The sequence below is a fragment of the Pedobacter gandavensis genome (assembly GCF_032678745.1).
GTDB classification, from domain to species: Bacteria; Bacteroidota; Bacteroidia; order Sphingobacteriales; family Sphingobacteriaceae; genus Pedobacter; species Pedobacter gandavensis_C.
Window position 1 is genome coordinate 176,253 of sequence record NZ_JAVTST010000005.1, and the last position, 23,359, is coordinate 199,611.

The following is a 23,359-nucleotide window of genomic DNA, read 5'->3' on the forward strand; positions in this document are numbered from 1 at the left end:
TGCAACAATTTCTCAGCTGGACATTCCTTTCAGGATGACTTTCTTTATTAATCTAATAGGTTACTCTCATTTGAGATTGCTCCCAAAGTTTAAAAGCCTGTATGGCTTCATCTCTTAGCATTTGCTGTATAGGCAAGCTGCGCTCAATCATTGGCTTTTCCAGTTCTTCATAGATGAATTGATCATCGAAGCCGATATTTGCTGCGTCCACCTTAGTATTGGCGTAATAAATAGTTGTTATTCTTGCCCAATAGACAGCACTCAGGCACATCGGACAAGGCTCGCAACTGGTGTAAATAACACAGCCACTCAGGTCAAATGTTTTTAGTTTTTTACAGGCGATTCGAATAGCCGATACTTCTGCGTGAGCTGTTGGATCATTTGTACTGGTTACTCTATTGCCACTTTTTGCAATTACTTTACCATCTTTTACCACTACTGCACCGAATGGACCACCAAGTTGCTCGGTCACATTCTTTTCAGAAAGGCCGATGGCTAGACGCATGAATTTCTCGTGTTGTTGTTTTGTAACGTCCATTTTAATAATTTAGATTGTTTGAAGGAATCCTGTTTAGATTCATAGCATCACTTCCCAGGTAAAATTCAGAGCAAAAAAAATGCCCCGATTACTCGGAGCATTTAGGTTCATCAGAAGATGATTATTTTTTGTCTTTTGAATAAGCTGCGTTTAATCCTACGATTACTTCACTAGTAACATCTAAAGATTCATCAGCGAATAAAATCGCACTGTTGCCTTTTGAATAAGTTAGAACCATTTTGAAGCCTTTTCCTTTTGCATAAGTTTTCAAGTATTCTGCAACTTTATCATATAATTTTTCATTCTCAGTAGCTTGCTCGTTTTGAAGTGCAGCACCTGCATTTTGAGAATAAGCTTGTAATTCTTGTTGTTTACGTGCTAATCTTTCTTCTGTAGCAGCTCTTTGATCAGCAGGCAAAGTGTTTTGTTGTTGTTGATATTGAGCTACTTCACGTTGGAAAGCCTGTTGCTTAGAAGCAAGGTCTGTCTGTGCAGTTTTCGACTTTGCATCAAGTTTAGTTTTTAAGTCTTTGAAATACTGATATTTTGTTAACAGGGAATCAGAGTTCACATAGACGATTTTCTCTGCAGCTGCTACTGTGGTCGATTCAGATTTTGGAGCAGTTGTTCCTGCGTTTTCTTTGTTCTGGCATGAGGCCATTACGGAAACTAATGCAACTGCAGTAGCAATGCTGCCAAGTTTTAATGTTGATCTTTTCATCTAATGATTATAATTGATTTTTTGTTTTAATTTTTTGAACCTATCCTCCTTCCAGCTGTTTTAAAACTGGTTTTTCTGGATATCTACTTCCCCCAGAAATGATAAATTTCAACAAATATAAAATTTCAAATTTAGTATCCTAAAAAACTACGATTTTTAGCTCATTTTTAGTGCTTTTTTGGTCAAATAGTTATCCACATTTGCGGTTAATTGGGCTAAAATGGTTATTTTTGAATCTAATTGTTTTTTTAAAAATTATGAGCGAAGAAAAGGATCCAAAGTCAAATTATTCGGCAGATAATATACAGGTTTTAGAAGGTTTAGAAGCGGTGCGTAAGCGCCCTTCGATGTATATAGGAGACACCGGAGTAAAAGGATTACACCATTTAGTTTACGAGGTAGTAGATAACTCTATTGATGAGGCGTTGGCAGGTCATGCTGACACGATATATGTAAATATTCTTAAAGACAACTCGATCAGAGTTGAAGATAACGGTCGTGGTATTCCTACAGGAATTATGCAGAAAGAGCAAAAATCAGCTCTTGAAATCGTAATGACAGTATTGCATGCCGGGGGTAAATTTGATAAGGATACTTATAAAGTTTCCGGTGGTCTGCATGGTGTTGGGGTAAGTTGCGTGAACGCATTATCAACGCATTTAAAAGCAGAGGTTCATCGCGAAGGAAAAGTTTGGGAACAGGAATACGAAAAAGGAAAGCCACAGTACGATGTTAAAATCGTGGGTGAAACAGATAAAAGAGGAACAGTTATTACGTTTACTCCGGATCCTGAAATCTTTACGCAAACTTTAGAGTATCGTTACGATACTTTAGCCAGCAGATTAAGAGAATTGTCTTTCCTGAATAAAGGAATTAAACTGACACTTACTGATGAACGTGAATTAGACGAAGAAGGAAATCCGATTACGGAACTTTTCCATTCTCAGGGTGGTTTGAAAGAATTTGTTCAGTTTTTAGATGGAGGTCGTCCTTCATTAATTGCAGAGCCGATTTATGTAGAAGGAATCAAAAATGGTATTCCGGTAGAGCTTGCTTTGCAATACAATGATAGCTATGCGGAAAACGTACACTCTTACGTAAATAATATCAATACACATGAGGGTGGTACACACATTGCAGGTTTCAGAAGAGGTCTAACCAGAACATTAAAAGCTTATGCTGATAAATCTGGATTGCTTAAAAATGTGAAGTTTGAGATTACCGGTGATGACTTCAGAGAAGGATTAACTGCTGTTGTTTCTGTTAAAGTACAGGAGCCTCAGTTTGAAGGTCAGACTAAAACAAAATTAGGTAACTCTGAGGTAATGGGTGCAGTTGATATCGCCGTTGGTGAAGCGCTGAACAATTACCTTGAAGAAAATCCAAGAGAAGCAAAGCTGATTGTAAATAAAGTAATTCTTGCTGCTACAGCACGTGCTGCTGCACGTAAAGCACGCGAGATGGTACAACGTAAGAGCGTAATGGGCGGTTCAGGTTTACCTGGTAAGCTAGCCGATTGTTCTGATAGTGATCCGGAAAAATGTGAGATTTACCTGGTCGAGGGAGATTCCGCAGGTGGAACTGCCAAACAAGGTAGAGATCGTAATTTCCAGGCTATCCTTCCACTGAAAGGTAAAATCCTTAACGTAGAGAAAGCAATGGAACACAAAATCTACGAAAATGACGAGATCAAAAATATGTTTACAGCATTAGGTGTAAGCATTGGTACGCCGGAAGATGATAAAGCACTGAACCTAACTAAACTTCGTTACCATAAGGTAGTGATTATGACGGATGCGGACATCGATGGATCACACATTACCACTTTAATCCTTACTTTCTTCTTTAGATACATGAAAGCATTGATTGAAGCCGGTTATGTATACATTGCAGCTCCACCATTGTATCAGGTTAAAAAGGGTAAAGAGCATGAATATTGCTGGAATGACCAACAACGTGATCAAGCGGTACAACGCTTAAAAGGTGCAGGTAAAGAAGAAAGTGTACACATCCAACGCTATAAAGGTCTTGGAGAGATGAACGCAGAGCAATTATGGGATACTACTTTAAACCCATCAACGCGTACTTTATTACAGGCAACTATTGAAAATGCGGCTGAATGTGACCATACCTTCTCTATGTTAATGGGAGACGAAGTTGGTCCAAGAAGAGATTTCATTGAAAGAAATGCAAAATATGCTAAGATTGACGCTTAATTAGCGGTTCAAATTAACAATTAAATAAAAAAGGAGGTACCATTTCGGCACCTCCTTTTTTATTTATAACAGAAATCTGTATGGAATTATTACCTATTTAATTTTAATGCTTAGCCTACTAATTGCTATATAAGAATAGCTTGAGCTTTTTATAATTGATTATCGCCTGATATTGTAAGAGGATATCGCTACCAATAATACCTGCAATCATGGGGTGGCCCATTTGATCATAAGCATGGTTTACAGTCTCCAGGTCTAACGCTACCGTTTCATAGTCGTTAATAACCAACCTGCCCATTTTAATCTTAGGAATGGTAGCTTGGATAGTACTGGAGGTAGCAAACAGTGTAGTGGCATGGGTTTCTTCGCTATAAGCGAGTTCTGAAATGTTGTTTTTGATCAAAGTGATGTCAAACACGGAGCGGGATGCTCCAGTATCCAAAACAGCGAAACACTTCTTCCCAAAAACAACAATTTCCACCAATAAGTGGAAACCGTCGTCTTGTAGATTTATTAAGGTTAAAGGAACAGTAATCGTTCTCATTAATTTTATACTAGTTTCATATCATGTAAAACACCGTTCATGGCACGAACGGCATCAGCACTTTTATTAAAGGAAGCTTGTTCCTCTTCAATCAATTTATAATCAATTATCTTTTCCCAGCCATTGCGACCAACAATTACCGGAACACCCAGACAGATGTCTTTCTGACCATATTCGCCATCAAGTGCTACACAGCAGGTAAATAATTTCTTTTCATCACGAACAATACTTTCTACCAAAGCAGCGCCTGCTGCACCTGGAGCATACCATGCTGAAGTACCTAGTAAGCCGGTTAAAGTTGCTCCACCAACCATGGTATCGGCAGCAACTTTATCTAAAACAGCTTTATCCAACAATTCAGTTACCGGTAAACTTTGATAAGTCGCATAGCGTGTCAATGGAATCATCGTTGTATCTCCATGTCCTCCGATTACAAAACCCTGAAGGTCATTTGAATTGCAGTCTAATGCAACACTTAAATAATATTTAAAGCGGGCGCTATCTAAAGTTCCGCCCATACCGATAATTCTATTTTTAGGTAATCCTAGTGATTTTAAAGCCAGATAGGTCATCGTGTCCATCGGATTACTGATCACAATTATGATCGCCTCCGGAGAATATTTGAGAATATTTTCTGCAACAGCTTTAACGATGCCTGCATTGATTCCGATCAATTCTTCACGGGTCATTCCCGGTTTACGAGGCAAACCTGAAGTGATCACTGCTACTGCAGATCCTGCAGTCTGACTATAATCATTCGTAACCCCTTTTATTTTTGTATCAAAGCCCAATAGAGTGGCCGTTTGCATCATGTCAATTGCTTTGCCTTCCGCAAAACCTTCTTTGATGTCTAATAAAACAAGCTCTTCTGCTAATTCTTTTCTGGCAATATTATCTGCACAAGTGGCGCCTACAGCGCCGGCACCTACAACCGTTATTTTCATAATGAATCTAATTTTATTTTTATTATAAGCGGCTTGTGGCCTGCTTACAGGGGTTAAATCTATTATTTTTTAATGCGCATTGATAAAGTAATTTACAATATAATTATTTATTAAAGCAAACCTGCTATTAGGGAGGCTTCCCGCCGAAGTTATAAATTTAGGTCAGTTTAAAAAACGCTTTTTAAAACTTTCTTCAACCTTGCTGGTTTTATGATAAAGAATTTACATTTGCTTAATAGTCGCAAACTAATGAACCCTATTATGGATAATGTACCTGTGGAAAAAGTTGATATCATGTCGTATGCAGGGAAGTGGTATTCTTTATATTCGATACCCACTTTCATTGATAAGCACTGGCGCCAAACGGTGGAAACATACGTGATCCATCCAGATGGTTATTATGCTGTTTTTACTGGTTACAAAGTACAGGGTGAGGATAAACAAAAGTATTTCAGATCTAAGCTTTTTGTAGTTCGTGGGAGTAGAAATACCCGATTTAAAGCAGAATTTATCTGGCCGGTAAAAGTAGATTACTGGGTGATTGAACTTGCTGAGGACTACTCATATGTGGTAGTTGGTCATCCGAAATTTAAATACCTTTTCATTATGGCAAGAAAACCGAACATTCCGGAAACATTACTTGTCGAAATTATAGACCGCTGTCATAAAAAGGGTTATGACACAAGTAAGCTGGTTTCTCAGGAACACAAGACTTCCGGGCCTATTCCTGTAGTCCATTCTGTGTAAAACTTACCGCTCTTCTGTGTAAAAATTAACCCCTTCAATTACTGGGAGAACTGAAATTTCCGTATTTTTGATCAATCATATTGATTTCTAAAAAGACGATTTTCTAATTACCTAGCTATGTATTTGATTTTTGATACCGAAACGACGGGATTGCCACGCAATTGGAACGCTCCGATTACCGATACGGATAATTGGCCTAGATGTATTCAGATTGCATGGCAGTTACATGATGCGCTTGGAAATCTGATCGAACATCAGGATTATCTGGTAAAACCTGAAGGTTTCAATATCCCATATGATGCAGAGCGAATTCATGGTATTTCTACAGAATTGGCTGCTGAACAAGGTATCCCTTTAGCAGAAGTATTAGAGAAGTTTAACGCTGCCCTGGCAAAATCTAAATTTGTTGTTGGACAAAATGTTGGCTTTGACGTCAATATCATGGGCTGTGAGTTTCATCGTTTAGGAGTCGAAAGTCCGATGGCTACCATGCCAGTATTGGATACTTGTACTGAGGTGACCGCAGAGTTATTGCGTATTCCAGGAGGTCGCGGTGGTAAATTTAAGCTGCCAACACTTACAGAGCTTCACCAATACCTGTTTGGTACTCCGTTTTCAGAAGCCCACAATGCTACAGCTGATGTGGAAGCAACTACGCGTTGCTTTTTGCAGCTGATCAAGATGGGAGTTTTTACACTGGAGCAATTACAGACGGATGCCAATTACATACCTAACTTTAATGAGCGCAATCCAGGAACGATAGAAAGGATTGGTTTAAACCATGTTAACTTAAAATCGGCTTCTGAAGAAATCAGGAAACGCCTTCAGAAAACTGAGGCTCCGAAAGTATCTAAAAAGACACTGGAAGAGAATAAGCAAGAATTGGCCAATGTTGCCTTTGCGCATTTACATAACCATACTCAGTTTTCGGTACTTCAATCTACTATCAATATCCCTTCATTAATTAAAGCTACAGCTGCACATAAGATGCCCGCAGTAGCAATGACAGATCATGCGAATATGATGGGGGCTTTCCATTTTGTGGCGCAGATCCTAAACCACAATAAGGGAGTGGAAACCAGAAACAAAGAGGCCATAGAAAAAGGAGAAACACCGGATGAGGTAATCATAAAGCCTATTGTGGGTTGCGAGTTCTTTGTATGTGACGACCATTTAGATAAGAAAAGAAAAGACGATGGCTACCAGGTGGTATTACTGGCGAAGAACAAGCAGGGCTACCATAACCTGGCAAAAATGTCCTCTATCGCGTATACGAAAGGATTTTATTATATCCCCCGGATCGATAAAGCTGTAATTGAACAATATAAAGAGGATATCATTGTCCTGTCGGGTAACTTGTATGGTGAGATTTCCAGTAAATTACTGAACCTAGGTGAGAAGCAAGCAGAAGAAGCATTGTTATGGTGGAAATCACAATTCGGTGAAGATTTCTATATTGAAGTGATGCGTCACAACCAGGAAGATGAAGACATTGTCAATGTCTCTTTAATCGCACTGGCTAAGAAGAACGATGTTAAGGTGATTGCCACCAATAACACCTATTATATTAATAAAAGAGATGCCAATGCTCATGATATTTTATTGTGTGTAAAAGACGGGGAAAAACAGGCCACACCTATCGGACGTGGTAGAGGATACCGTTTTGGCTTACCAAATCAGGAGTATTATTTTAAAACTCCTGAGGAAATGAAAAACCTTTTTGCCGATTTACCAGAGGCAATTATCAACATACAGGAAATTGTAGATAAAATAGAAATCTACAAACTAGCCCGTGAAGTCCTCTTACCTAAGTTCGATATTTCTGAAGAATTCCTGGTAAAAGAGGATGAAGAAGATGGAGGTAAGAGAGGGGAAAACAAATATTTACGCCACCTGACTTATGAAGGAGCGAAAAAACGTTACGGAATCATCACAGACGATATAGCCGAACGTTTAGACTTCGAGTTACAGACCATTGAGAAAACCGGATATCCTGGATACTTTTTGATCGTTCAGGATTTCATTGCTAAGGCCAGACAGCTAGATGTGTCTGTCGGTCCTGGAAGGGGATCTGCTGCGGGGTCTGCAGTAGCCTACTGTTTATGGATTACCAATATTGACCCGATTAAATACGACCTGCTATTTGAGCGTTTCTTGAATCCGGATCGTGTTTCCATGCCCGATATCGACATCGATTTTGATGACGAGGGACGTGGAAGGGTAATGGACTATGTAATCAATAAATATGGAGCCAATCAGGTAGCGCAGATCATCACCTATGGTACGATGGCCGCCAAATCTTCCGTTAAGGATACCGCAAGGGTATTGGATTTACCGCTTTATGAGGCGGAGAAAATAGCGAAGCTGATTCCTAATATGAAGCTTGCTAAAATTTTCACTTTGGATGAGAAGAGCCTTAGAGGGGCACTTCGGGCAGATGAATATGAAAAGGTAGTAGAGCTGAAGTCTTTGGCAGGAGCTAATGATTTAGGTGCTAAAACTTTGGAACAAGCGCAAATCCTGGAAGGCTCTTTAAGAAATACAGGGATTCATGCTTGTGGGGTGATCATTACACCAAGCGACATTACGAACTTTGTGCCGGTAGCCACCGCCAAAGATTCAGACCTGTATGTGACCCAATTTGATAACTCCGTTGTAGAAAGCGCCGGCTTATTGAAAATGGACTTTTTAGGGTTAAAAACATTAACCCTGATAAAAGACACTGTGAAATTGGTTAAATTCAGACATAAGATAGACCTTGATCCGGATAATTTCCCGATTGATGATGCGAAGACTTATGAGCTGTTCCAACGTGGAGAAACCATCGGGATTTTTCAATACGAGTCGAATGGAATGCAGAAGTACATGAAAGAGTTAAAGCCAACCGTTTTCGGGGATTTAATTGCCATGAATGCACTTTACCGCCCGGGACCTCTGGAGTATATTCCAAGTTTCGTACGCAGGAAAAATGGAGAGGAAGAGATTAAATACGATCTTGATGCCTGTGAAGAATATTTAAAGGAAACTTACGGAATTACAGTATACCAGGAGCAGGTGATGCTTCTTTCCCAAAAACTTGCTGGATTTACCAAAGGTGAGGCCGACGTTCTGCGTAAGGCAATGGGTAAGAAACAGAAAGATGTATTGGATAAAATGAAGCCTAAATTTGTGGCTCAGGCGGCAGAGAAAGGTCATGATCCTACTATTCTAGAGAAAATATGGAAGGATTGGGAAGCGTTTGCATCCTATGCCTTTAATAAATCGCACTCTACTTGTTATGCCTGGATCGCTTACCAGACCGCTTATTTAAAAGCGCATTACCCGGCAGAATATATGGCTGCGGTACTTTCCAACAACATGAGTGACATTAAGCAGGTAGCCTTCTTTATGGAAGAATGCAAGCAGATGGGTGTTTCAGTACTGGGACCGGATGTAAACGAATCGGGCACTAAATTCTCGGTAAATACCAGCGGCCAAGTACGCTTTGGTCTTTCCGGGATTAAAGGTGTAGGGGAGAAAGCAGTAGAAAGTATCATTATAGAACGCACAGAAAGTGGTCAGTATAAAAGTGTGTACGACTTTGCCAAGCGTTCAAATACCCGTACAGTAAATAAGAAAGCTTATGAAAGTTTCGTCTATAGCGGTGCTTTTGATGGGTTTGGATACCATAGAGCACAGTATTTTTTTGTTGGTATTAACGACAAAATGAATGGGATAGAGAAGATGATCAAGTTTGCCAATGATTTTCAGAACAATGAATCTTCAGCGCAATCTTCCTTGTTTGGTGGAACCGCCTCTGATATGGTATATGAACCAAGTCTACCAGTATCTCCGGAATGGACTTTGATCGATAGGTTAAAATACGAGAAAGACGCCATTGGAATCTTTTTAAGTGGACATCCGCTGGACAACTATAAATTAGAACTGAAAGAATTCTGCCAACATAAGGTAAGACATCTTTCTATAGTAAATAAAATCAGAACTGGTGATTCTACGGAAGAAGTACTGGCAGAGTTTGAAGGCATTAAAAACAAAGAACTGGTAGTAGGCGGATTAGTGGTGATTTCTGCACAAAGAATGACCAAAACCGGGAAACCTTTCGGAACCATTGTGTTTGAAGATTATGAAGATACTTGTGAACTGGCGCTATTTGGTGATGATTTTATCAAATTTAAACAGTTTCTTACCGATGGATATTTCTTACAGATACGAGGTAGAGTAGGGGAACGTTTCCGAAAAGAAGGAGACTGGGAGTTCAAAATCACATCTATCCATTTATTATCTGAATTGCGTGATAAACTGGCGAAAAGTGTGACTATTCAAGTACCAATTGAAAAGATAACAGATGACTTCATGCTAAAAATCAATGCTATTCTTGAAGAAAATAAAGCGAGTACCGATCACCAGAACTGTCAGTTATTATTCGATGTTTACGATAGAGAGCAGAATGTGAATGTTAAACTGCCTTCCAAATCATTGAAGATTAATCCTAATAATGATTTCTTGGAACAATTAACTGCGTTAAACGTAAATCCTAAGTTGAACTAATGTCATTTTGGCATTGTCAGGGTGATGGCATTACAATTGATTATATCTTTGCATAGAGTTTGAATTTAAAGGTTAGATTTGCCGCTTCAAACAAATAGACGATACAATAAAAAAACTAATTAAATAAAAATAAGAATTATGGCTTTGGAAATTACAGATGCAAACTTCGAGGAAGTTGTATTAAAATCAGATAAACCCGTTTTGGTTGATTTTTGGGCAGAGTGGTGTGGTCCATGTCGCATGGTAGGACCAGTAGTAGACGAGATCTCAAAAGAATACGAAGGAAAAGCAATCGTAGGTAAAGTTAATGTGGACAACAACCCTCAAATCTCTACTCAGTTCGGGATCCGCAACATTCCAGCGTTATTGTTCTTCAAAAACGGTGAAGTAGTAGATAAACAAGTTGGTGCTGTTCCAAAATCAGTATTGGCTCAAAAATTAGATGCACAGTTGTAATCAACTCAACATATACTAGTTAAAAAAGCGTTCATAGATTTATGAACGCTTTTTTTATATTTACCATATGCAGTATCCAATAGATGAGCAAGCAATCTCTTTCCATGGCAATCTTGAGTTATTAGCCAAACAAGTAGTTGAAGGCTTTATAACCGGCCTTCACAAAAGTCCTTTTCACGGTTTTTCCGTAGAATTTGCCGAACACCGCTTGTACAATGTAGGGGATAGCGTGAAAAATATCGACTGGAAGCTTTTTGCAAAAACAGATAAATTATTCAGCAAACGCTTTGAAGAAGAAACCAATCTGAGGTGTCAATTTATTGTGGATGTTTCTTCCTCTATGTATTTCCCTTCCGGAGAATACAATAAACTTAACTTTTCTATACAGGCTACTGCAGCTTTGATCTATTTATTGAAAAGACAAAGAGATGCTTTCGGACTCAGCCTGTTCTCTGACCATTTGTTATTGAATACTCCTGCCAAATCGACAACTACACATCAGAAATACTTGTTTAGTCATTTGGAGCGGGTATTAAATACCGCATCGATGAATGTAGAGACCAATGTAGCACAAGCCTTACATCAGGTTGCAGAATTGATCCATAAACGTTCATTGGTGGTGATTTTTAGTGATATGCTGAATAACGATCAAGGTGGCGATCATTTAGAAACCTTATTTTCCGCGCTTCAGCATTTGAAATTTAACAAACATGAAGTCGTTATTTTCAATGTAACGGATAAAGCAAAGGAAGTCGATTTTGAATTCGAAAACCGTCCTTACGAATTTATAGATATGGAAACTGGAGCCAGCATTAAAGCGCATACGGCAAATCTGAAAACGGATTATTTAGCCAGAATGAGCCAATATAGACAGGCCATCCAGTTGAAATGCAGCCAATACAAAATCGACATGATTGATGCCGATATTGCTGCTGGATTTCAACCTATTTTGGAGGCCTATCTGATTAAAAGACAAAAAATGAGTTAAGCGGAAGTTACTGCAACTACGTTTCTTAGGATCACTTCGCAAGCATATTTGATTTCTTCTTCTGTGATAATCAATGGAGGAGCTACACGCATGGAATTGCTACAATGAAGGAACCAGTCGCTGATTACTCCATCTGCAATACAGGCATCAATGATTTTTTTATTGATCTCAAAGTTTTCAAATTCAATAGCCATCATCAAACCTTTTCCGCGAACTTCTTTAATGGCAGGGTGAACCAGGAGCTTTTTAAATAATTCTCCTTTTTCTTCTACACCATCTACAATGTTTTCTTTTTGGATTGTCTGCAGTGTCGCTAAACCTGCAGCACAGCTCACTGGGTGGCCGCCAAAGGTAGTAAGATGGCCTAAGATAGGATTTGTTGCCAAAGCCCTCATAATCTCTGTAGAACTGATAAATGCACCAATTGGCATACCGCCACCAATACCTTTAGCCAGTAAAAGAATATCAGGAGTAATTCCGTAATGCTCAAAACCAAACATCTTTCCGGTACGTCCGAAACCGCATTGAATCTCGTCAAGTACCAATAAGGTACCTGTGGCTGTACATTTAGCTCTTAATGCTTCAAAATAAGCTTTATCGGCAATTCTGAGCCCAGCCTCACCCTGTACTGTTTCCATAAATACAGCTGCAGTGCGGTTTGTAATTAAATCAAGATCTGCTAGGACATTAAAATTAATGAAACTAATATCGGGAAGAAGTGGTCTGTAGGCTTGTTTAAATTCTTCATTGCCCATTAAACTTAAAGCACCCTGGGTACTGCCATGATAAGAATGATGGCAGGAAATAATTTCAGAGCGACCAGTAAATCTTTTGGCCAGTTTCATCGCTCCTTCTACAGCTTCTGCACCGGAATTAACGAAATAAGTACAGTTTAAATGAGCTGGAAGTACATCTGCTAAGGCTTTAGCAAAGTTTACCTGTGGACTTTGAACAAATTCACCATAGACCATGATGTGCATATAGTTTTCCACTTGTTCTTTTACCGCATTGACTACCGCAGGGTGACAATGGCCAACATTACTCACACCAATACCGGCAATTAAATCCAGGTGTTTTTTGCCTGTAGTATCATAAAGATACATCCCGCTGGCTTTAGTAAATTCTAAAAGAAGTGGTTCTAGTGTAGTTTGGGCGTTATGTTGAAGGAATAATTGACGTTGTGTAAGCATACACAAAAATACAAATTAATTCCGCTCAGGCCTTCCATTTTTGTATCTCGATAGGAGTTCTCTTTTAAAAGTCTCCTGAGCGCGGTAATATTTTCCAACCGTTTTAATAGGTAGGCTTGATTTCAATTTGTAATAATACTTTTTCTCAATTGATAAGTCCCTTTGTTTGAAGTTCAGCTCGTTCACAATAAGACTTTGGATCTCTGTATCAGATAAATTATCGATTTCAGTAATCTTTCTAAAGCTGATCATATTTTGAGCTCTTTCCTTACGTAAAGCAGACTGTTCTTTTTGGAAATCATTATATATCGGCCAGAAGATCTTTGCTTCATCTTCAGAAAGGTCTAACTTCTGAGTTAAATAGCTAATCCTTAACGACTCAATTTCAGCAGATCTTTCTCCCGATTTTTGTGCGGAAGCAAGAAAAGGTAACATAAAAAGAACTGCGGCAATAACTATATTTTTCATCGGTTTATTTTTATTTTTTAGCAAGCAATCAACTGAATAATGAATTATAAATCTGAGGCAATATCATTTTGGCTATAGTTACTGAGGATATAGTTTTCCAAATCAGCATTTGCTACAGCAGGTTGTTCCTGCGTTAGACTATTAGATTGAATGTGTTCTATAATGACATTTTCATCAATGTCAAAAAGCATTTGTTCGGTTGCTACATCGGCAGAAAGTGCTTGTGATGCGGCGTTATTTTGATAAAAATACATACCTAATGCACTAACAAGGACAAAACATGCCGCGGAGGCATATTTTAATGCCTTAGAATGCCACAAACGAACGGTTTTTGCTACTTTTTCTTCCGTGGTTTTAGCTGCAATTTTATCCTGCAGTTGCTGGAAATAATTTTGTGGTACCGTATACCCGACCACCTCTGCCTGGATTTTCGTGGAAAGCGATTCGAAGTAACCTGATGGCGTATTAAAACCTGATTCCGGCTGACTTGTTTTCAAGTCGTCCAAAAATATAGCTTCATGAATATTCGCTGGTAATCCTTCAAAATACCCTTCTGGAATAGAAAAAGGATGTTTTAGACGTAGCCCTGCCAAGTGGGGGGCTTCGTTCATCCATTCGCTATTTTCTAAATCATCTTTCATTGCACATATATTGATACATTTCAGGGCAAAAGGTTTAAAAGGTAATGTCTTCATTTAGCATAAAAGTTTCAACTTTCTTTACTGCGATATGAAAAGAAGCTTTTAAGGCACCTACACTGGTTCCTGTTATCTCTGCGATTTCTTCATATTTAAGATCGTCAAAATATTTCATATTAAAAATGAGGCGTTGTTTTTCGGGCAAAGTCAGTAAAGCCTGTTGCAATTTCATCTGTATTTTATCCCCATTGAAATAGGAGGAAGCCACCAGACTTTCTGCAAGCTCTTCAGAAACCTCATCCAAAGGGGTATTGTTCCGTTGCTTCTTTTTATTCAAAAAAGTAATAGATTCATTAGTGGCGATGCGATAGATCCAGGTATACAATTTGGAATCGCTGCGGAATTTCTCCAGATTCTTCCAGACTTTCACGAAAACTTCCTGAACAAGGTCGTCTGTGTCATCGTGGTCAATAACCAGCCGGCGGATATGCCAATAGATCTTTTGCTGGTATTTTTGAAGAAGCAGGTTAAAGGCTTCATTGCGAGTCTCTTTGTTGGAGAATTTCTCTAAAATTTCTAAATCTTCAACCTGCTTCATTTATTATGTTTAATCTGTTAATATGGACAGATATATTAAACGCCATTAAAGGCTTATTTATTGGCTCTTTTCATTACTTTTTGAACAGCTTCAACGATGTTGATCGTATCCAGGCCGTACTTCGTCATCAATTGATCAGGAGTCCCACTTTCACCGAAGCTATCATTTACAGCAACAAATTCCTGAGGTGAAGGCAATTCTGTAGACAATAATCTTGCTACACTTTCTCCAAGACCACCAAATTTATTGTGTTCTTCACAAGTTACTACACAACCAGTTTTTTTCACAGATTTTAGAATTGCTGCTTCATCCAATGGTTTAATAGTATGAATATTGATGATTTCTGCATCAATTCCTAGTTCTGCCAATTGCTCACCAGCTTCAATTGCTTTCCAAACCATGTGACCGGTTGCAACGATAGTTACATCAGTACCTTCGTTTACCATCCATGCTTTACCAATTTCAAACTTCTGATCAGGATCTGTAAATACTGGGATTACTGGTCTGCCGAAACGCAGGTAAACCGGGCCTTCAAATTCTGCGATGGCAATGGTTGCTGCTTTAGTTTGGTTATAATCACAAGTATTGATTACAGTCATGCCTGGAAGCATTTTCATCAAACCGATATCTTCTAAAATCTGGTGAGTTGCACCATCTTCACCTAGTGTTAAACCAGCATGAGAAGCACAGATTTTTACGTTTTTATTCGAATAAGCAACAGACTGTCTGATTTGGTCATAAACCCTTCCTGTAGAGAAGTTCGCGAAAGTTCCTGTAAAAGGAATTTTTCCACCGATGGTTAAACCAGCAGCAATACCGATCATATTAGCTTCGGCAATACCAATCTGGAAAAAGCGCTCTGGAAATTCCTTAATAAAGGCATCCATTTTCAACGAACCTACCAAATCCGCACAAAGTGCAACTACTTCCGGGTTTTTTTGTCCTGCTTCAAGTAATCCAGCTCCAAAACCAGAACGGGTATCTTTCTTTTCAGTATATGTGTACTTTTTCATGCTTAATAGTCTTTTAGGGTAGAAGGTAATTGTGCTAATGCTGCGGCTAATTGCTCATCATTTGGAGCAATACCATGCCATTTGTGTGATCCCATCATGAAATCCACACCATTACCCATGATGGTACTCATTAAGTTTAAAATTGGTTTGCCTTTACCGGTTAAAGATTTAGCGTAGTGTAAAGCTTTAACGATATCAGCCATATCATTACCGTTAGAAGTGATCACATGCCATCCGAAAGCTTCGAATTTAGCTTGTAAGCTCTCTAATGAAAGTACTTTTTCTGTAGGACCATCAATTTGTTGTCCATTGTAATCAATAGAAGCAATCAAATTGTCTACTTTATTGTGTGGAGCGTACATGATGGCTTCCCAATTTTGGCCTTCTTGTAATTCTCCGTCTCCAAGTAAAACGTAAACTGTGGAGTGGTCTTTATTTAATTTCTTTGCTTGTGCAGCCCCAATTGCTACAGACATTCCCTGACCCAAAGATCCGGAAGCAATTCTGATACCTGGAAGGTGTTCATGCGTGGTTGGGTGTCCTTGTAATCTAGAATTTAATTTTCTGAAAGTAGCCAGTTCGCTCACTTCGAAGTATCCTGATCTTGCAAGGGCACTATAGAAAACCGGTGAAATATGTCCGTTAGAAAGGAAGAATATATCTTCTCCTTTTCCATCCATTTTAAAATCAGTAGTGTGGTTCATGACATCAAAATACAATGCAGTCATAAAGTCTGCACATCCTAATGATCCTCCCGGGTGGCCCGATTGGCAACCGTGCACCATTCTAACAATATCTCTTCTTACTTGAGAAGCGATATCTTCTAATTCATTGATTGTATGTTTCATTAATTGGGGTTGTTGATTAATAGGACAAATGTAATTAAAAATACTTTGGACGTAACATCTTAAGCTAAAGTTCAGTAGAAAGGCATTAAATACAACTATTACCTTGTTTTTGTTTTATTTTTCTATCGATTTTTCATTATAAGCTTGATATTCCGAAGAATTCTATATTTTTAGGAACTTTTATGTTCGATTTTGATAAAAATACTAACCAAACTTCAAAAAATTGATAACAAAAAATACTCAAATTAAATCATGACAAACCAAACACAAAAATCAGTAATTTCTCCCATTGTAACCATTGGGGCTTTATTCTTCATTTTTGGCTTTGTAACCTGGGCCAATAGTACCTTAATTCCCTTTCTAAAAATAGCTTGTGGACTTAAAACAGACTTTGAAGCCTTTTTGGTGACCTTCGCTTCCTACATTGCTTATTTCTTTCTGGCGCTTCCTTCTTCATGGATTTTAAAAAAATTAGGATTTAAAAATGGAATTATTATCGGCTTACTGATTTTGGCATTCGGCTCACTGATTTTTATCCCTGCAGCAGAAACGAGAAGTTTTGGTCTGTTTTTAACGGGTATCTTCATCCAGGGTGCGGCTTTATCTTTACTACAAACGGCTTCTAACCCTTATATCAGTATCATTGGTCCAATAGAAAGTGCGGCAAAACGTATGAGTATCATGGGACTATGTAATAAATTTGCAGGCGTAATTGTACCAATTATTATGGGTACTATTTTCCTAAAGAATGCAGAAGAAATTCAGGGTAAAATTAATAACGTTGCCACTACATTTGCAGAGCGTGAAGTACTATTAGAAGAGGTATTAGGACGTGTACATACGCCATACATCGCATTGGCTATTGTGTTCACTCTTTTTGCTATTTTCATTAAATATTCAAATTTACCGGAAGTTGATCTGGATAAAGAAGAAGTAGGTGTTGAAGGTGAAGTAAGTGCCGCTAAAACATCGATCTTCCAGTTCCCACACTTGTTCCTTGGTGCATTCTGTATCTTCGTCTATGTTGCTGCAGAAGTGATGGCCGGGGATATCATTGGGGTATATGGTTCTGCTTTAGGTATCAGCCCGGATATTTCTAAATACTTTACTACCCTTACTTTAGCCAGTATGTTGGTAGGTTATGTGGTTGGTATTATTGTGATTCCTAAATACATCACACAACAATTTGCATTAAGAGTTTGTGCAATTTTAGGTATGATATTCGTAACTGGTGCTTATTTAACGCATGGTTATACCTCTGTTATTTTTGTCGGTTTATTAGGATTGGCGAATTCACTTATGTGGCCAGCCATCTTCCCTCTGGGTATTAAAGGGCTAGGTAAATTCACTAAAACAGGATCTGCGATTATGGTGATGGGTATTGCAGGTGGTGCAATTTGGCCGTTGATTTATGGTTATTTAAAAGACTATTTACATATGGATTTCCAACTTGCATTTTTTGCCAGTGTTCTACCTTGTTATTTATACATTTTGTATTTTGCTGTGGCGGGCCATAAAGTTCGTTCTAAAGGATAAGATTAAAAACCAATGCTGTGCAAATGGCATCCATAAAAAAAGGAGAAGCGAAAGTTTCTCCTTTTTTTATGGAACAAACTATTTTCGGGAAAGGATGTTGGTTTAAATTCGGGATATTTTTCATAACCCTATTTTCAGAAAACAGTTTATCTGCTTAATACTGAACAAAATGAATGCCTTCTCTGGAAAGTTAATTCCCCATAAATCATTATTTTTGTTTTCAAAGTTTGCCGGGGGGGCTTAACCTTTAATGTTTGTGTATGGCTATTTCTACCTTTAAAAGGAGGGTGAATAGTGTTTCTGTTATGGGGACATTATATCTTCTAGTCTCCCTAATTGTACTCAGCTATGGGATACTCCTTTTTACGGGTAATCCAGAGTTCCGTACCTGGTTTTCCCTTGCTTCAGCCATTACAATCCTTACTTTATGCTATATACTTGTTCGACAGTTTAGAAATGCCTTAAAAGCTAAGGAGGAAGAAGTGGTTAAGGAGCAGGCTTCAAAGCAAGAGCAACTTCATCAAATGCTGGATCATAAGAATAAGGAATTAAATGGAATAGCACAGGAGCTGGTCAAAGAGCGGGGAAATAGAGAATCATCGGAAAAAGCGAAGCAAATATTTCTGGTCAATATCAGCCATGAAATCCGTACCCCTATGAATGGGATCATGGGCTTTGCTCAGTTACTAGAGGAATCTCTGATTGATGAAGATCATCATGAATCGCTTCAAATGATCATCAAATCGGCCGATCAGTTAATGGCCATCCTCAATGACATTCTTGACTTTTCCAGATTGGAAGCTGGGGATATCAATTTTCAAAACCTTCCTTTTGCTTTAAAAGATACGGTGCATTCTATTTATAGAATGATGGAGCATGGGGCCAAATGTAAAGGATTGGATTTTAGTTATGAGATTGAGGATACCTTACCGGAAGTGCTGAGTGGGGATGCAGTTCGTTTAGGTCAGATCTTACTGAACCTGACTTCAAATGCCATTAAGTTCACCGAGAAAGGGGAGGTCAAAATCTCTCTAAAGCTGGTTGCTGAACAGGAAGACCGAGTCTCTATTGCATTTAAGGTCCAGGATACCGGAATTGGAATCCCCATGAATAAACAGCAAAAAGTATTTGATTTCTTTGAACAAGTAACCAATGATACTTCCAGAAGATACGCTGGAACCGGATTGGGCTTAAGCATCGTGAAACGTCTGGTAGAATTACAGGGAGGAGAAGTAGCCTTAGATAGTGTTTTGGGGAGGGGCTCTGATTTTCAGTTCAGGATGGACTTCGGAAAAGTAACAGATGAACTGAAAACACAAGTCATGAATACGAGGCGTAGACTTCAACAGACCGTTATACAAAATGGCAAGGGGATTAAAGTACTTATTGTCGAAGATAATCCAATCAACCAGTTATTGGTTATTAAACTTCTGGAAAATCAGGGCTATGAGATTACAGTAGCTGGCAATGGCCGGATTGCGCTGGAAGAATATGAGAAGCAAGCATTTGATATTATCTTAATGGATTTACAGATGCCGGAACTGGATGGTTACGAAACCACTAGGATCATCAGGAAAATGGAAGGAGATAAAGGCGACATCCCAATTGTGGCGATGACTGCACATACGATTAAAGGGGAACTGGAGAAATGCGTCAGTATTGGAATGAATGATTACATCTCTAAGCCTTTTAACGCTTCGGAATTGTATCAAAAGGTCGAAATGATCATAGAAAAAGCCAGGTCTATTGTCGCTGTGACCAACAAACCTTAAACCTGGCCCTTTTTTTATTTTTCTAATAATTCCAATACCTGTGCAGTAGCATTTTTGGTGTCTACTTTTGCAATAATATGTGTAATTACGCCATTTTCGTCAATCAGAAAGGTTTTTCTATTGGTTCCCATATACTTTTTACCATACATGTTCTTCTCTCCCCAAACGCCATAAGCTTCTACGATCTTTTTATCCGTATCAGCAATCAGCGTAAAAGGTAAATCGTATTTAGTAATGAATTTCTGATGTGATTGTTCATCATCTACGCTTACCCCTAATACCACAATACCCTTTGCTACCAGACCCTGGTAATTGTCTCTGAAATCACAAGCTTCCGTAGTACAACCCGGAGTATTGTCTTTTGGATAAAAATAAAGCACTACCTTTTTTCCTTTGAACTGGTTTAAGGTAACCGTATTTCCATTCTGATCTTTAGCGTTAAAATCAGGTGCTGCCTGACCTATAGTTAATTCACTCATAATGTTATTTATAAAACGTGATTGAATAATTTCTGTTGTTGCCTTTCATATCCGTCACTATGACTTCCAAAGTATGTTTTCCCGGTGCGATACTGCCATCAAAAGTATGCCACAGGCTGGCCGTTTTACTATCGAATTCCATCAAAATCCATTTGCCATCCACATAGCCATTAAAGCTTTTCAAGCCAGAAAGGTTATCTCTTAATTTAAAGGACATTTTACTAGTCCCCGCCATATTCTTTCCTTCAGAAATATTCAAAGGTGTCAGGGTCGGGGGAATGGTATCTATGGCAATATAAAAACTGCCAAAATTCCTTGGGTTTGCTTTAACATAGCCGTTGTCATAGGAGCCGCCTTGACTCGCTCCACTTCTGCTTAGGATCAATGCCTTTTCCTTATACTTGTCCAGACTGCTATCTGCCTTAATCCAAAGCTCAAACCCCAGATGTAGCGGAGTCAGGTTGTTGTGGATCTGATGTACCGCAGAAAAAGCATTTCCAGCTGGTTTAGGGAGGCTTTTATATTGGAAGTTCAGGTCGTTGTATAAAGTCCCTTTAGGTAAAATCACTTTTACTTCTGCAGTGTTAAACTCATTGATATTGCCATATGAATAAGCGGTTCCAGAAGCAGGTTCAGGTGTTTTGATGATGGCTTTTTCGTTGGCCTGCACCTTAAATGGCAATACACTCTTATTTCCTTTTGCATCCGTGATGATATATTTTAACTCGTGCAATTTGCCATCATTAAAATCTATCCTTCCATTGTTAACAAGATTACTATATATACCCAATGGATTTCCCGGATCTACAAAGCTCTTTTGTATGCTTTTCCTGGTATTGATAAATGAGGGATAGTCGATGTGTGAATTGATCGCTTTGCTGTTTTCAAATTTGAACCTTTCCATGGAAGAGGTGAAAACTATTTTACCATCCATTTCCAGCTCTATAGAATATACCCCGTTTGTACCGGAAGCACCATTATGCTTATCGGTACTGATGACGCCAAATCCAACCTCTCCAGCTAAATTGATAGTGTTGACCTGATTCAGTGCGTATTTGCCACCTGCGCCAACCACCTGAAAATATTGCTTTGGGGTCAGCTCATTAAAAGGCTTCTGATTTAAGCGGTATACATACATTGCATAGATAACCGGTGGAATATTGTCAGGAATTTCAAAACCAAATAACTGTGGATTAATCGTAGCTTCAGTTTTGGTATCCCTGATTTCAAAATGTAAATGTGGTCCGCCAGAACTTCCGGTATTGCCTGTGTAGGCGATAATATCCCCTTTGCGAACAGGAATTAAGGTAGCCGAAGGAAACTCATCGATTTCATACGATTTCTTTTGATACTGCGTGGTTTTTACCTGTTGTCCGATTTTAGGATTAAAGCGTGATAAATGTCCGTATACCGAAGTATAACCGTTCGGGTGCGTCAGGTAAACCGCCAGTCCAAAGCCACTATTTTGCACTCTTAAACGGGAAACGTAGCCATCGGCGATGGCATACACAGGATACCCTTCCCGCTGATTAGTGCGGAAATCCATTCCTGAATGAAAATGATTGGGTCTGAGTTCTCCAAAAGATCCAGCTAATGCCGGTGGTACAATATCCAGTGGAGACCTGAAATCTACCAATGGGTATTTCTGATTACTAAAAACCTGCTGTGCATTAGCTCCAAAACTATAAAGTGCCAAGGCCAGCAGTAAGAATTTTGCTTTAATCATTTAAGCTATTTTATATCAAAATTTAACAATTGCTGACCGTCCATCCAGGCTTCTAGTTTATCTCCCTCGTGTACCTGCCCAACGCCCTCTGGTGTTCCTGTGAAAATCAGGTCTCCCTTTTTCAGGGTGAAGTATTGTGATATATAAGAAATCAGATATTCAAATGAGAAGATCATATTTTGTGTATTTCCTTGCTGGCGCGTCTCTCCATTGATCTGAAGTTCAAAAGGAAGATTGTGCAGGTCGGTTAATGAAGCTTTTGGAACAAAACTCCCAATAGCAGCGCTATGGTCAAATGCTTTCGCTAATTCCCATGGCAGGCCTTTTTCTTTATGGCGGGTCTGGATATCTCTTGCAGTAAAGTCGATCCCAACACTCACCTCTTCGAAGTAATTTCCTGCGAATTTTTCAGCGATATGTTTTCCTTCTCTACAGATTTTTAATACCACTTCCAACTCATAATGAATGTCGGAAGAAAACTCAGGAATATAAAAAGGTTTGTTTTCTCTTAAGGCAGCAGTGTCCGGTTTTAAAAATATAACTGGAGTTCCCGGAACAGGGTTGTTTAATTCTTTGGCATGCGCAGCGTAGTTGCGGCCAATGGCAATGATCTTCATCTTCAGATTTGGGATTAATAATTATGGAACTAACAAGATTCGGCCCTGAAAGTTTCTTCCTCCCCAAAAATACTAAAGAATAGGGGGAATTATAAAACGGAAATACGTTTTACTATGGTTTCAGATCCAGAAACGACCTTTAGGAAGTAAATTCCACTGTTTAATCGGTTTGGAATGGTGTAGCTTTTAGTTTGTTCTCCAGCTGAAACTCGCTCATTGGCAAGGGTAACCACTTCATTTCCTAGTAAGTCCATGATTTTTACAGAAAGATTAGACTCCCGATCCAATCGCAGAATCAGGTTAATCTGGTCGGTTACCGGATTTGGATAAACTTTTAATACACTAAGAATTTTATCGCCTTTAATGTTAGTGCCTCCTTTTGAATTCGCCAGTACTTCGTTATAAGGAATATAACCGAATGTTGATTTAGGCTTATATGTAGGAACATTGGCTTTGATTTGCGGTGTCTTGTAAATCTTTTTCGCCCTTACATTAGAAATGGTGCTATCCTGGCGCTGTGCTAAAACATTTAGGCCGCAGAAAACACTCAGGCATAAAATGCAAGAAATCTTCAAGAGCAGCTTAGTTTGTAGTTTTATATTCATGCTTGGATAGTTCCAAAAATATAAATAAAAAAACAAAAAAATCAATGCTTTTGTTCAGTATTTTAATATTTAACAATATTTAACAACTTATGTCGTTCTCTCTTCTTTGTATTAGGAAACCATAATCTGTATTCTAAAATATTATTGGATTGTAAATTTGTTTATTT

At 38.6% G+C, this 23,359-nt stretch carries 21 protein-coding genes; 7 read left to right on the forward strand and 14 right to left on the reverse strand.

Annotated elements, in window-relative coordinates; genetic code table 11:
* Window positions 1-52 precede the first annotated feature (52 nt).
* Both R2S10_RS17030 and R2S10_RS17035 read right to left on the reverse strand, forming a co-directional pair.
* Window positions 53-538 carry a nucleoside deaminase gene (locus R2S10_RS17030; protein WP_316841610.1) on the reverse strand — a complete coding sequence of 162 codons (486 nt, stop codon included), beginning with the start codon at window positions 536-538 and terminating at the stop codon, window positions 53-55.
* Between the two features lie 121 nt (window positions 539-659).
* Window positions 660-1,259 carry an OmpH family outer membrane protein gene (locus R2S10_RS17035; RefSeq protein WP_316841611.1) on the reverse strand — a complete coding sequence of 200 codons (600 nt, stop codon included), beginning with the start codon at window positions 1,257-1,259 and terminating at the stop codon, window positions 660-662.
* Window positions 1,260-1,516: 257 nt separating this feature from the next.
* Between R2S10_RS17035 and gyrB the strand changes: the two genes are divergently transcribed.
* The gene (gene gyrB / locus R2S10_RS17040; RefSeq protein WP_316841612.1) at window positions 1,517-3,475 is read left to right on the forward strand and encodes a DNA topoisomerase (ATP-hydrolyzing) subunit B; all 1,959 of its coding nucleotides are present in this window, start codon (window positions 1,517-1,519) and stop codon (window positions 3,473-3,475) included.
* Between the two features lie 118 nt (window positions 3,476-3,593).
* Here the strand turns inward: gyrB and R2S10_RS17045 are convergent, their stop codons facing one another.
* Together R2S10_RS17045 and mdh are read right to left on the reverse strand one after the other, a co-directional pair.
* Complete coding sequence (locus tag R2S10_RS17045; protein ID WP_316841613.1) at window positions 3,594-4,019, reverse strand: aspartyl protease family protein; 426 nt, start codon at window positions 4,017-4,019, stop codon at window positions 3,594-3,596.
* A gap of 5 nt (window positions 4,020-4,024) precedes the next feature.
* The gene (gene mdh, locus R2S10_RS17050; protein WP_316841614.1) at window positions 4,025-4,963 is read right to left on the reverse strand and encodes a malate dehydrogenase; all 939 of its coding nucleotides are present in this window, start codon (window positions 4,961-4,963) and stop codon (window positions 4,025-4,027) included.
* A gap of 261 nt (window positions 4,964-5,224) precedes the next feature.
* On the opposite strand from mdh, the gene R2S10_RS17055 reads away from it, so the two are divergent.
* The 4 genes from R2S10_RS17055 to R2S10_RS17070 all read left to right on the forward strand — a co-directional run bounded on the left by R2S10_RS17055 (window position 5,225) and on the right by R2S10_RS17070 (window position 11,702).
* Window positions 5,225-5,710: a lipocalin family protein gene (locus R2S10_RS17055; RefSeq protein WP_316841615.1), complete on the forward strand. Its 486-nt coding sequence runs from the start codon at window positions 5,225-5,227 to the stop codon at window positions 5,708-5,710.
* A 117-nt stretch (window positions 5,711-5,827) separates the two neighbouring features.
* Window positions 5,828-10,258, forward strand: coding sequence for a DNA polymerase III subunit alpha (gene dnaE, locus R2S10_RS17060; protein ID WP_316841616.1), 4,431 nt, complete (start codon window positions 5,828-5,830; stop codon window positions 10,256-10,258).
* Between the two features lie 138 nt (window positions 10,259-10,396).
* Window positions 10,397-10,714 carry a thioredoxin gene (trxA, locus tag R2S10_RS17065; RefSeq protein WP_062550270.1) on the forward strand — a complete coding sequence of 106 codons (318 nt, stop codon included), beginning with the start codon at window positions 10,397-10,399 and terminating at the stop codon, window positions 10,712-10,714.
* Between the two features lie 67 nt (window positions 10,715-10,781).
* On the forward strand, window positions 10,782-11,702 hold the full coding sequence (locus tag R2S10_RS17070; RefSeq protein WP_316841617.1) for a DUF58 domain-containing protein: 921 nt from the start codon (window positions 10,782-10,784) through the stop codon (window positions 11,700-11,702).
* Here the strand turns inward: R2S10_RS17070 and R2S10_RS17075 are convergent.
* Genes R2S10_RS17075 through R2S10_RS17100 form a run of 6 tightly spaced genes read right to left on the reverse strand, consistent with a single transcriptional unit; the run spans window position 11,699 to window position 16,478 of the window.
* Window positions 11,699-12,892: an aspartate aminotransferase family protein gene (locus R2S10_RS17075; protein WP_316841618.1), complete on the reverse strand. Its 1,194-nt coding sequence runs from the start codon at window positions 12,890-12,892 to the stop codon at window positions 11,699-11,701. The genes R2S10_RS17070 and R2S10_RS17075 overlap by 4 nt on opposite strands.
* Window positions 12,893-12,907: 15 nt before the next feature.
* Window positions 12,908-13,360: a hypothetical protein gene (locus R2S10_RS17080; RefSeq protein ID WP_316841619.1), complete on the reverse strand. Its 453-nt coding sequence runs from the start codon at window positions 13,358-13,360 to the stop codon at window positions 12,908-12,910.
* A gap of 44 nt (window positions 13,361-13,404) precedes the next feature.
* The gene (locus R2S10_RS17085) at window positions 13,405-14,055 is read right to left on the reverse strand and encodes a hypothetical protein (protein WP_316841620.1); all 651 of its coding nucleotides are present in this window, start codon (window positions 14,053-14,055) and stop codon (window positions 13,405-13,407) included.
* The gene (locus tag R2S10_RS17090) at window positions 14,036-14,596 is read right to left on the reverse strand and encodes an RNA polymerase sigma factor (RefSeq protein ID WP_316841621.1); all 561 of its coding nucleotides are present in this window, start codon (window positions 14,594-14,596) and stop codon (window positions 14,036-14,038) included. The genes R2S10_RS17085 and R2S10_RS17090 overlap by 20 nt, the downstream gene beginning before the upstream one ends.
* Before the next feature lie 53 nt (window positions 14,597-14,649).
* The gene (locus R2S10_RS17095; RefSeq protein ID WP_187667350.1) at window positions 14,650-15,609 is read right to left on the reverse strand and encodes a transketolase family protein; all 960 of its coding nucleotides are present in this window, start codon (window positions 15,607-15,609) and stop codon (window positions 14,650-14,652) included.
* A gap of 2 nt (window positions 15,610-15,611) precedes the next feature.
* On the reverse strand, window positions 15,612-16,478 hold the full coding sequence (locus R2S10_RS17100; protein ID WP_410478998.1) for a transketolase: 867 nt from the start codon (window positions 16,476-16,478) through the stop codon (window positions 15,612-15,614).
* Between the two features lie 231 nt (window positions 16,479-16,709).
* Here R2S10_RS17100 and R2S10_RS17105 point away from each other — a divergent pair, with 231 nt between their 5' ends.
* Window positions 16,710-17,993, forward strand: a complete 1,284-nt coding sequence (locus R2S10_RS17105) for a sugar MFS transporter (RefSeq protein ID WP_316841623.1) — start codon at window positions 16,710-16,712, stop codon at window positions 17,991-17,993.
* Window positions 17,994-18,253: 260 nt separating this feature from the next.
* Window positions 18,254-19,765: a response regulator gene (locus tag R2S10_RS17110; protein ID WP_316841624.1), complete on the forward strand. Its 1,512-nt coding sequence runs from the start codon at window positions 18,254-18,256 to the stop codon at window positions 19,763-19,765.
* A gap of 14 nt (window positions 19,766-19,779) precedes the next feature.
* Here R2S10_RS17110 and bcp read toward each other — a convergent pair whose 3' ends face one another.
* From bcp to R2S10_RS17130, 4 genes are all read right to left on the reverse strand, one after another.
* On the reverse strand, window positions 19,780-20,244 hold the full coding sequence (bcp, locus tag R2S10_RS17115; protein ID WP_316841625.1) for a thioredoxin-dependent thiol peroxidase: 465 nt from the start codon (window positions 20,242-20,244) through the stop codon (window positions 19,780-19,782).
* A gap of 4 nt (window positions 20,245-20,248) precedes the next feature.
* Window positions 20,249-21,970, reverse strand: coding sequence for a M23 family metallopeptidase (locus R2S10_RS17120; protein WP_316841626.1), 1,722 nt, complete (start codon window positions 21,968-21,970; stop codon window positions 20,249-20,251).
* Between the two features lie 5 nt (window positions 21,971-21,975).
* Window positions 21,976-22,587, reverse strand: a complete 612-nt coding sequence (locus R2S10_RS17125) for a fumarylacetoacetate hydrolase family protein (protein ID WP_316841627.1) — start codon at window positions 22,585-22,587, stop codon at window positions 21,976-21,978.
* 89 nt (window positions 22,588-22,676) lie between these two features.
* Window positions 22,677-23,192, reverse strand: coding sequence for a T9SS type A sorting domain-containing protein (locus R2S10_RS17130; protein ID WP_316841628.1), 516 nt, complete (start codon window positions 23,190-23,192; stop codon window positions 22,677-22,679).
* Window positions 23,193-23,359 lie beyond the last annotated feature (167 nt).

What these genes read in the sequence shown, in the direction of transcription:
- gyrB (WP_316841612.1), top strand. Translation starts at nt 1,517, where the DNA reads ATGAGCGAAGAAAAGGATCCAAAGTCAAATTATTCGGCAGATAATATA.
- mdh (WP_316841614.1), bottom strand. Translation starts at nt 4,963, where the DNA reads ATGAAAATAACGGTTGTAGGTGCCGGCGCTGTAGGCGCCACTTGTGCA.
- R2S10_RS17085 (WP_316841620.1), bottom strand. Translation starts at nt 14,055, where the DNA reads ATGAAGACATTACCTTTTAAACCTTTTGCCCTGAAATGTATCAATATA.
- R2S10_RS17055 (WP_316841615.1), top strand. Translation starts at nt 5,225, where the DNA reads ATGGATAATGTACCTGTGGAAAAAGTTGATATCATGTCGTATGCAGGG.
- R2S10_RS17130 (WP_316841628.1), bottom strand. Translation starts at nt 23,192, where the DNA reads ATGAATATAAAACTACAAACTAAGCTGCTCTTGAAGATTTCTTGCATT.
- R2S10_RS17120 (WP_316841626.1), bottom strand. Translation starts at nt 21,970, where the DNA reads ATGATTAAAGCAAAATTCTTACTGCTGGCCTTGGCACTTTATAGTTTT.
- R2S10_RS17095 (WP_187667350.1), bottom strand. Translation starts at nt 15,609, where the DNA reads ATGAAAAAGTACACATATACTGAAAAGAAAGATACCCGTTCTGGTTTT.
- R2S10_RS17070 (WP_316841617.1), top strand. Translation starts at nt 10,782, where the DNA reads ATGCAGTATCCAATAGATGAGCAAGCAATCTCTTTCCATGGCAATCTT.
- R2S10_RS17110 (WP_316841624.1), top strand. Translation starts at nt 18,254, where the DNA reads ATGGCTATTTCTACCTTTAAAAGGAGGGTGAATAGTGTTTCTGTTATG.
- R2S10_RS17035 (WP_316841611.1), bottom strand. Translation starts at nt 1,259, where the DNA reads ATGAAAAGATCAACATTAAAACTTGGCAGCATTGCTACTGCAGTTGCA.
- R2S10_RS17090 (WP_316841621.1), bottom strand. Translation starts at nt 14,596, where the DNA reads ATGAAGCAGGTTGAAGATTTAGAAATTTTAGAGAAATTCTCCAACAAA.
- trxA (WP_062550270.1), top strand. Translation starts at nt 10,397, where the DNA reads ATGGCTTTGGAAATTACAGATGCAAACTTCGAGGAAGTTGTATTAAAA.
- bcp (WP_316841625.1), bottom strand. Translation starts at nt 20,244, where the DNA reads ATGAGTGAATTAACTATAGGTCAGGCAGCACCTGATTTTAACGCTAAA.
- R2S10_RS17030 (WP_316841610.1), bottom strand. Translation starts at nt 538, where the DNA reads ATGGACGTTACAAAACAACAACACGAGAAATTCATGCGTCTAGCCATC.
- R2S10_RS17075 (WP_316841618.1), bottom strand. Translation starts at nt 12,892, where the DNA reads ATGCTTACACAACGTCAATTATTCCTTCAACATAACGCCCAAACTACA.
- R2S10_RS17105 (WP_316841623.1), top strand. Translation starts at nt 16,710, where the DNA reads ATGACAAACCAAACACAAAAATCAGTAATTTCTCCCATTGTAACCATT.
- R2S10_RS17045 (WP_316841613.1), bottom strand. Translation starts at nt 4,019, where the DNA reads ATGAGAACGATTACTGTTCCTTTAACCTTAATAAATCTACAAGACGAC.
- dnaE (WP_316841616.1), top strand. Translation starts at nt 5,828, where the DNA reads ATGTATTTGATTTTTGATACCGAAACGACGGGATTGCCACGCAATTGG.
- R2S10_RS17080 (WP_316841619.1), bottom strand. Translation starts at nt 13,360, where the DNA reads ATGAAAAATATAGTTATTGCCGCAGTTCTTTTTATGTTACCTTTTCTT.
- R2S10_RS17125 (WP_316841627.1), bottom strand. Translation starts at nt 22,587, where the DNA reads ATGAAGATCATTGCCATTGGCCGCAACTACGCTGCGCATGCCAAAGAA.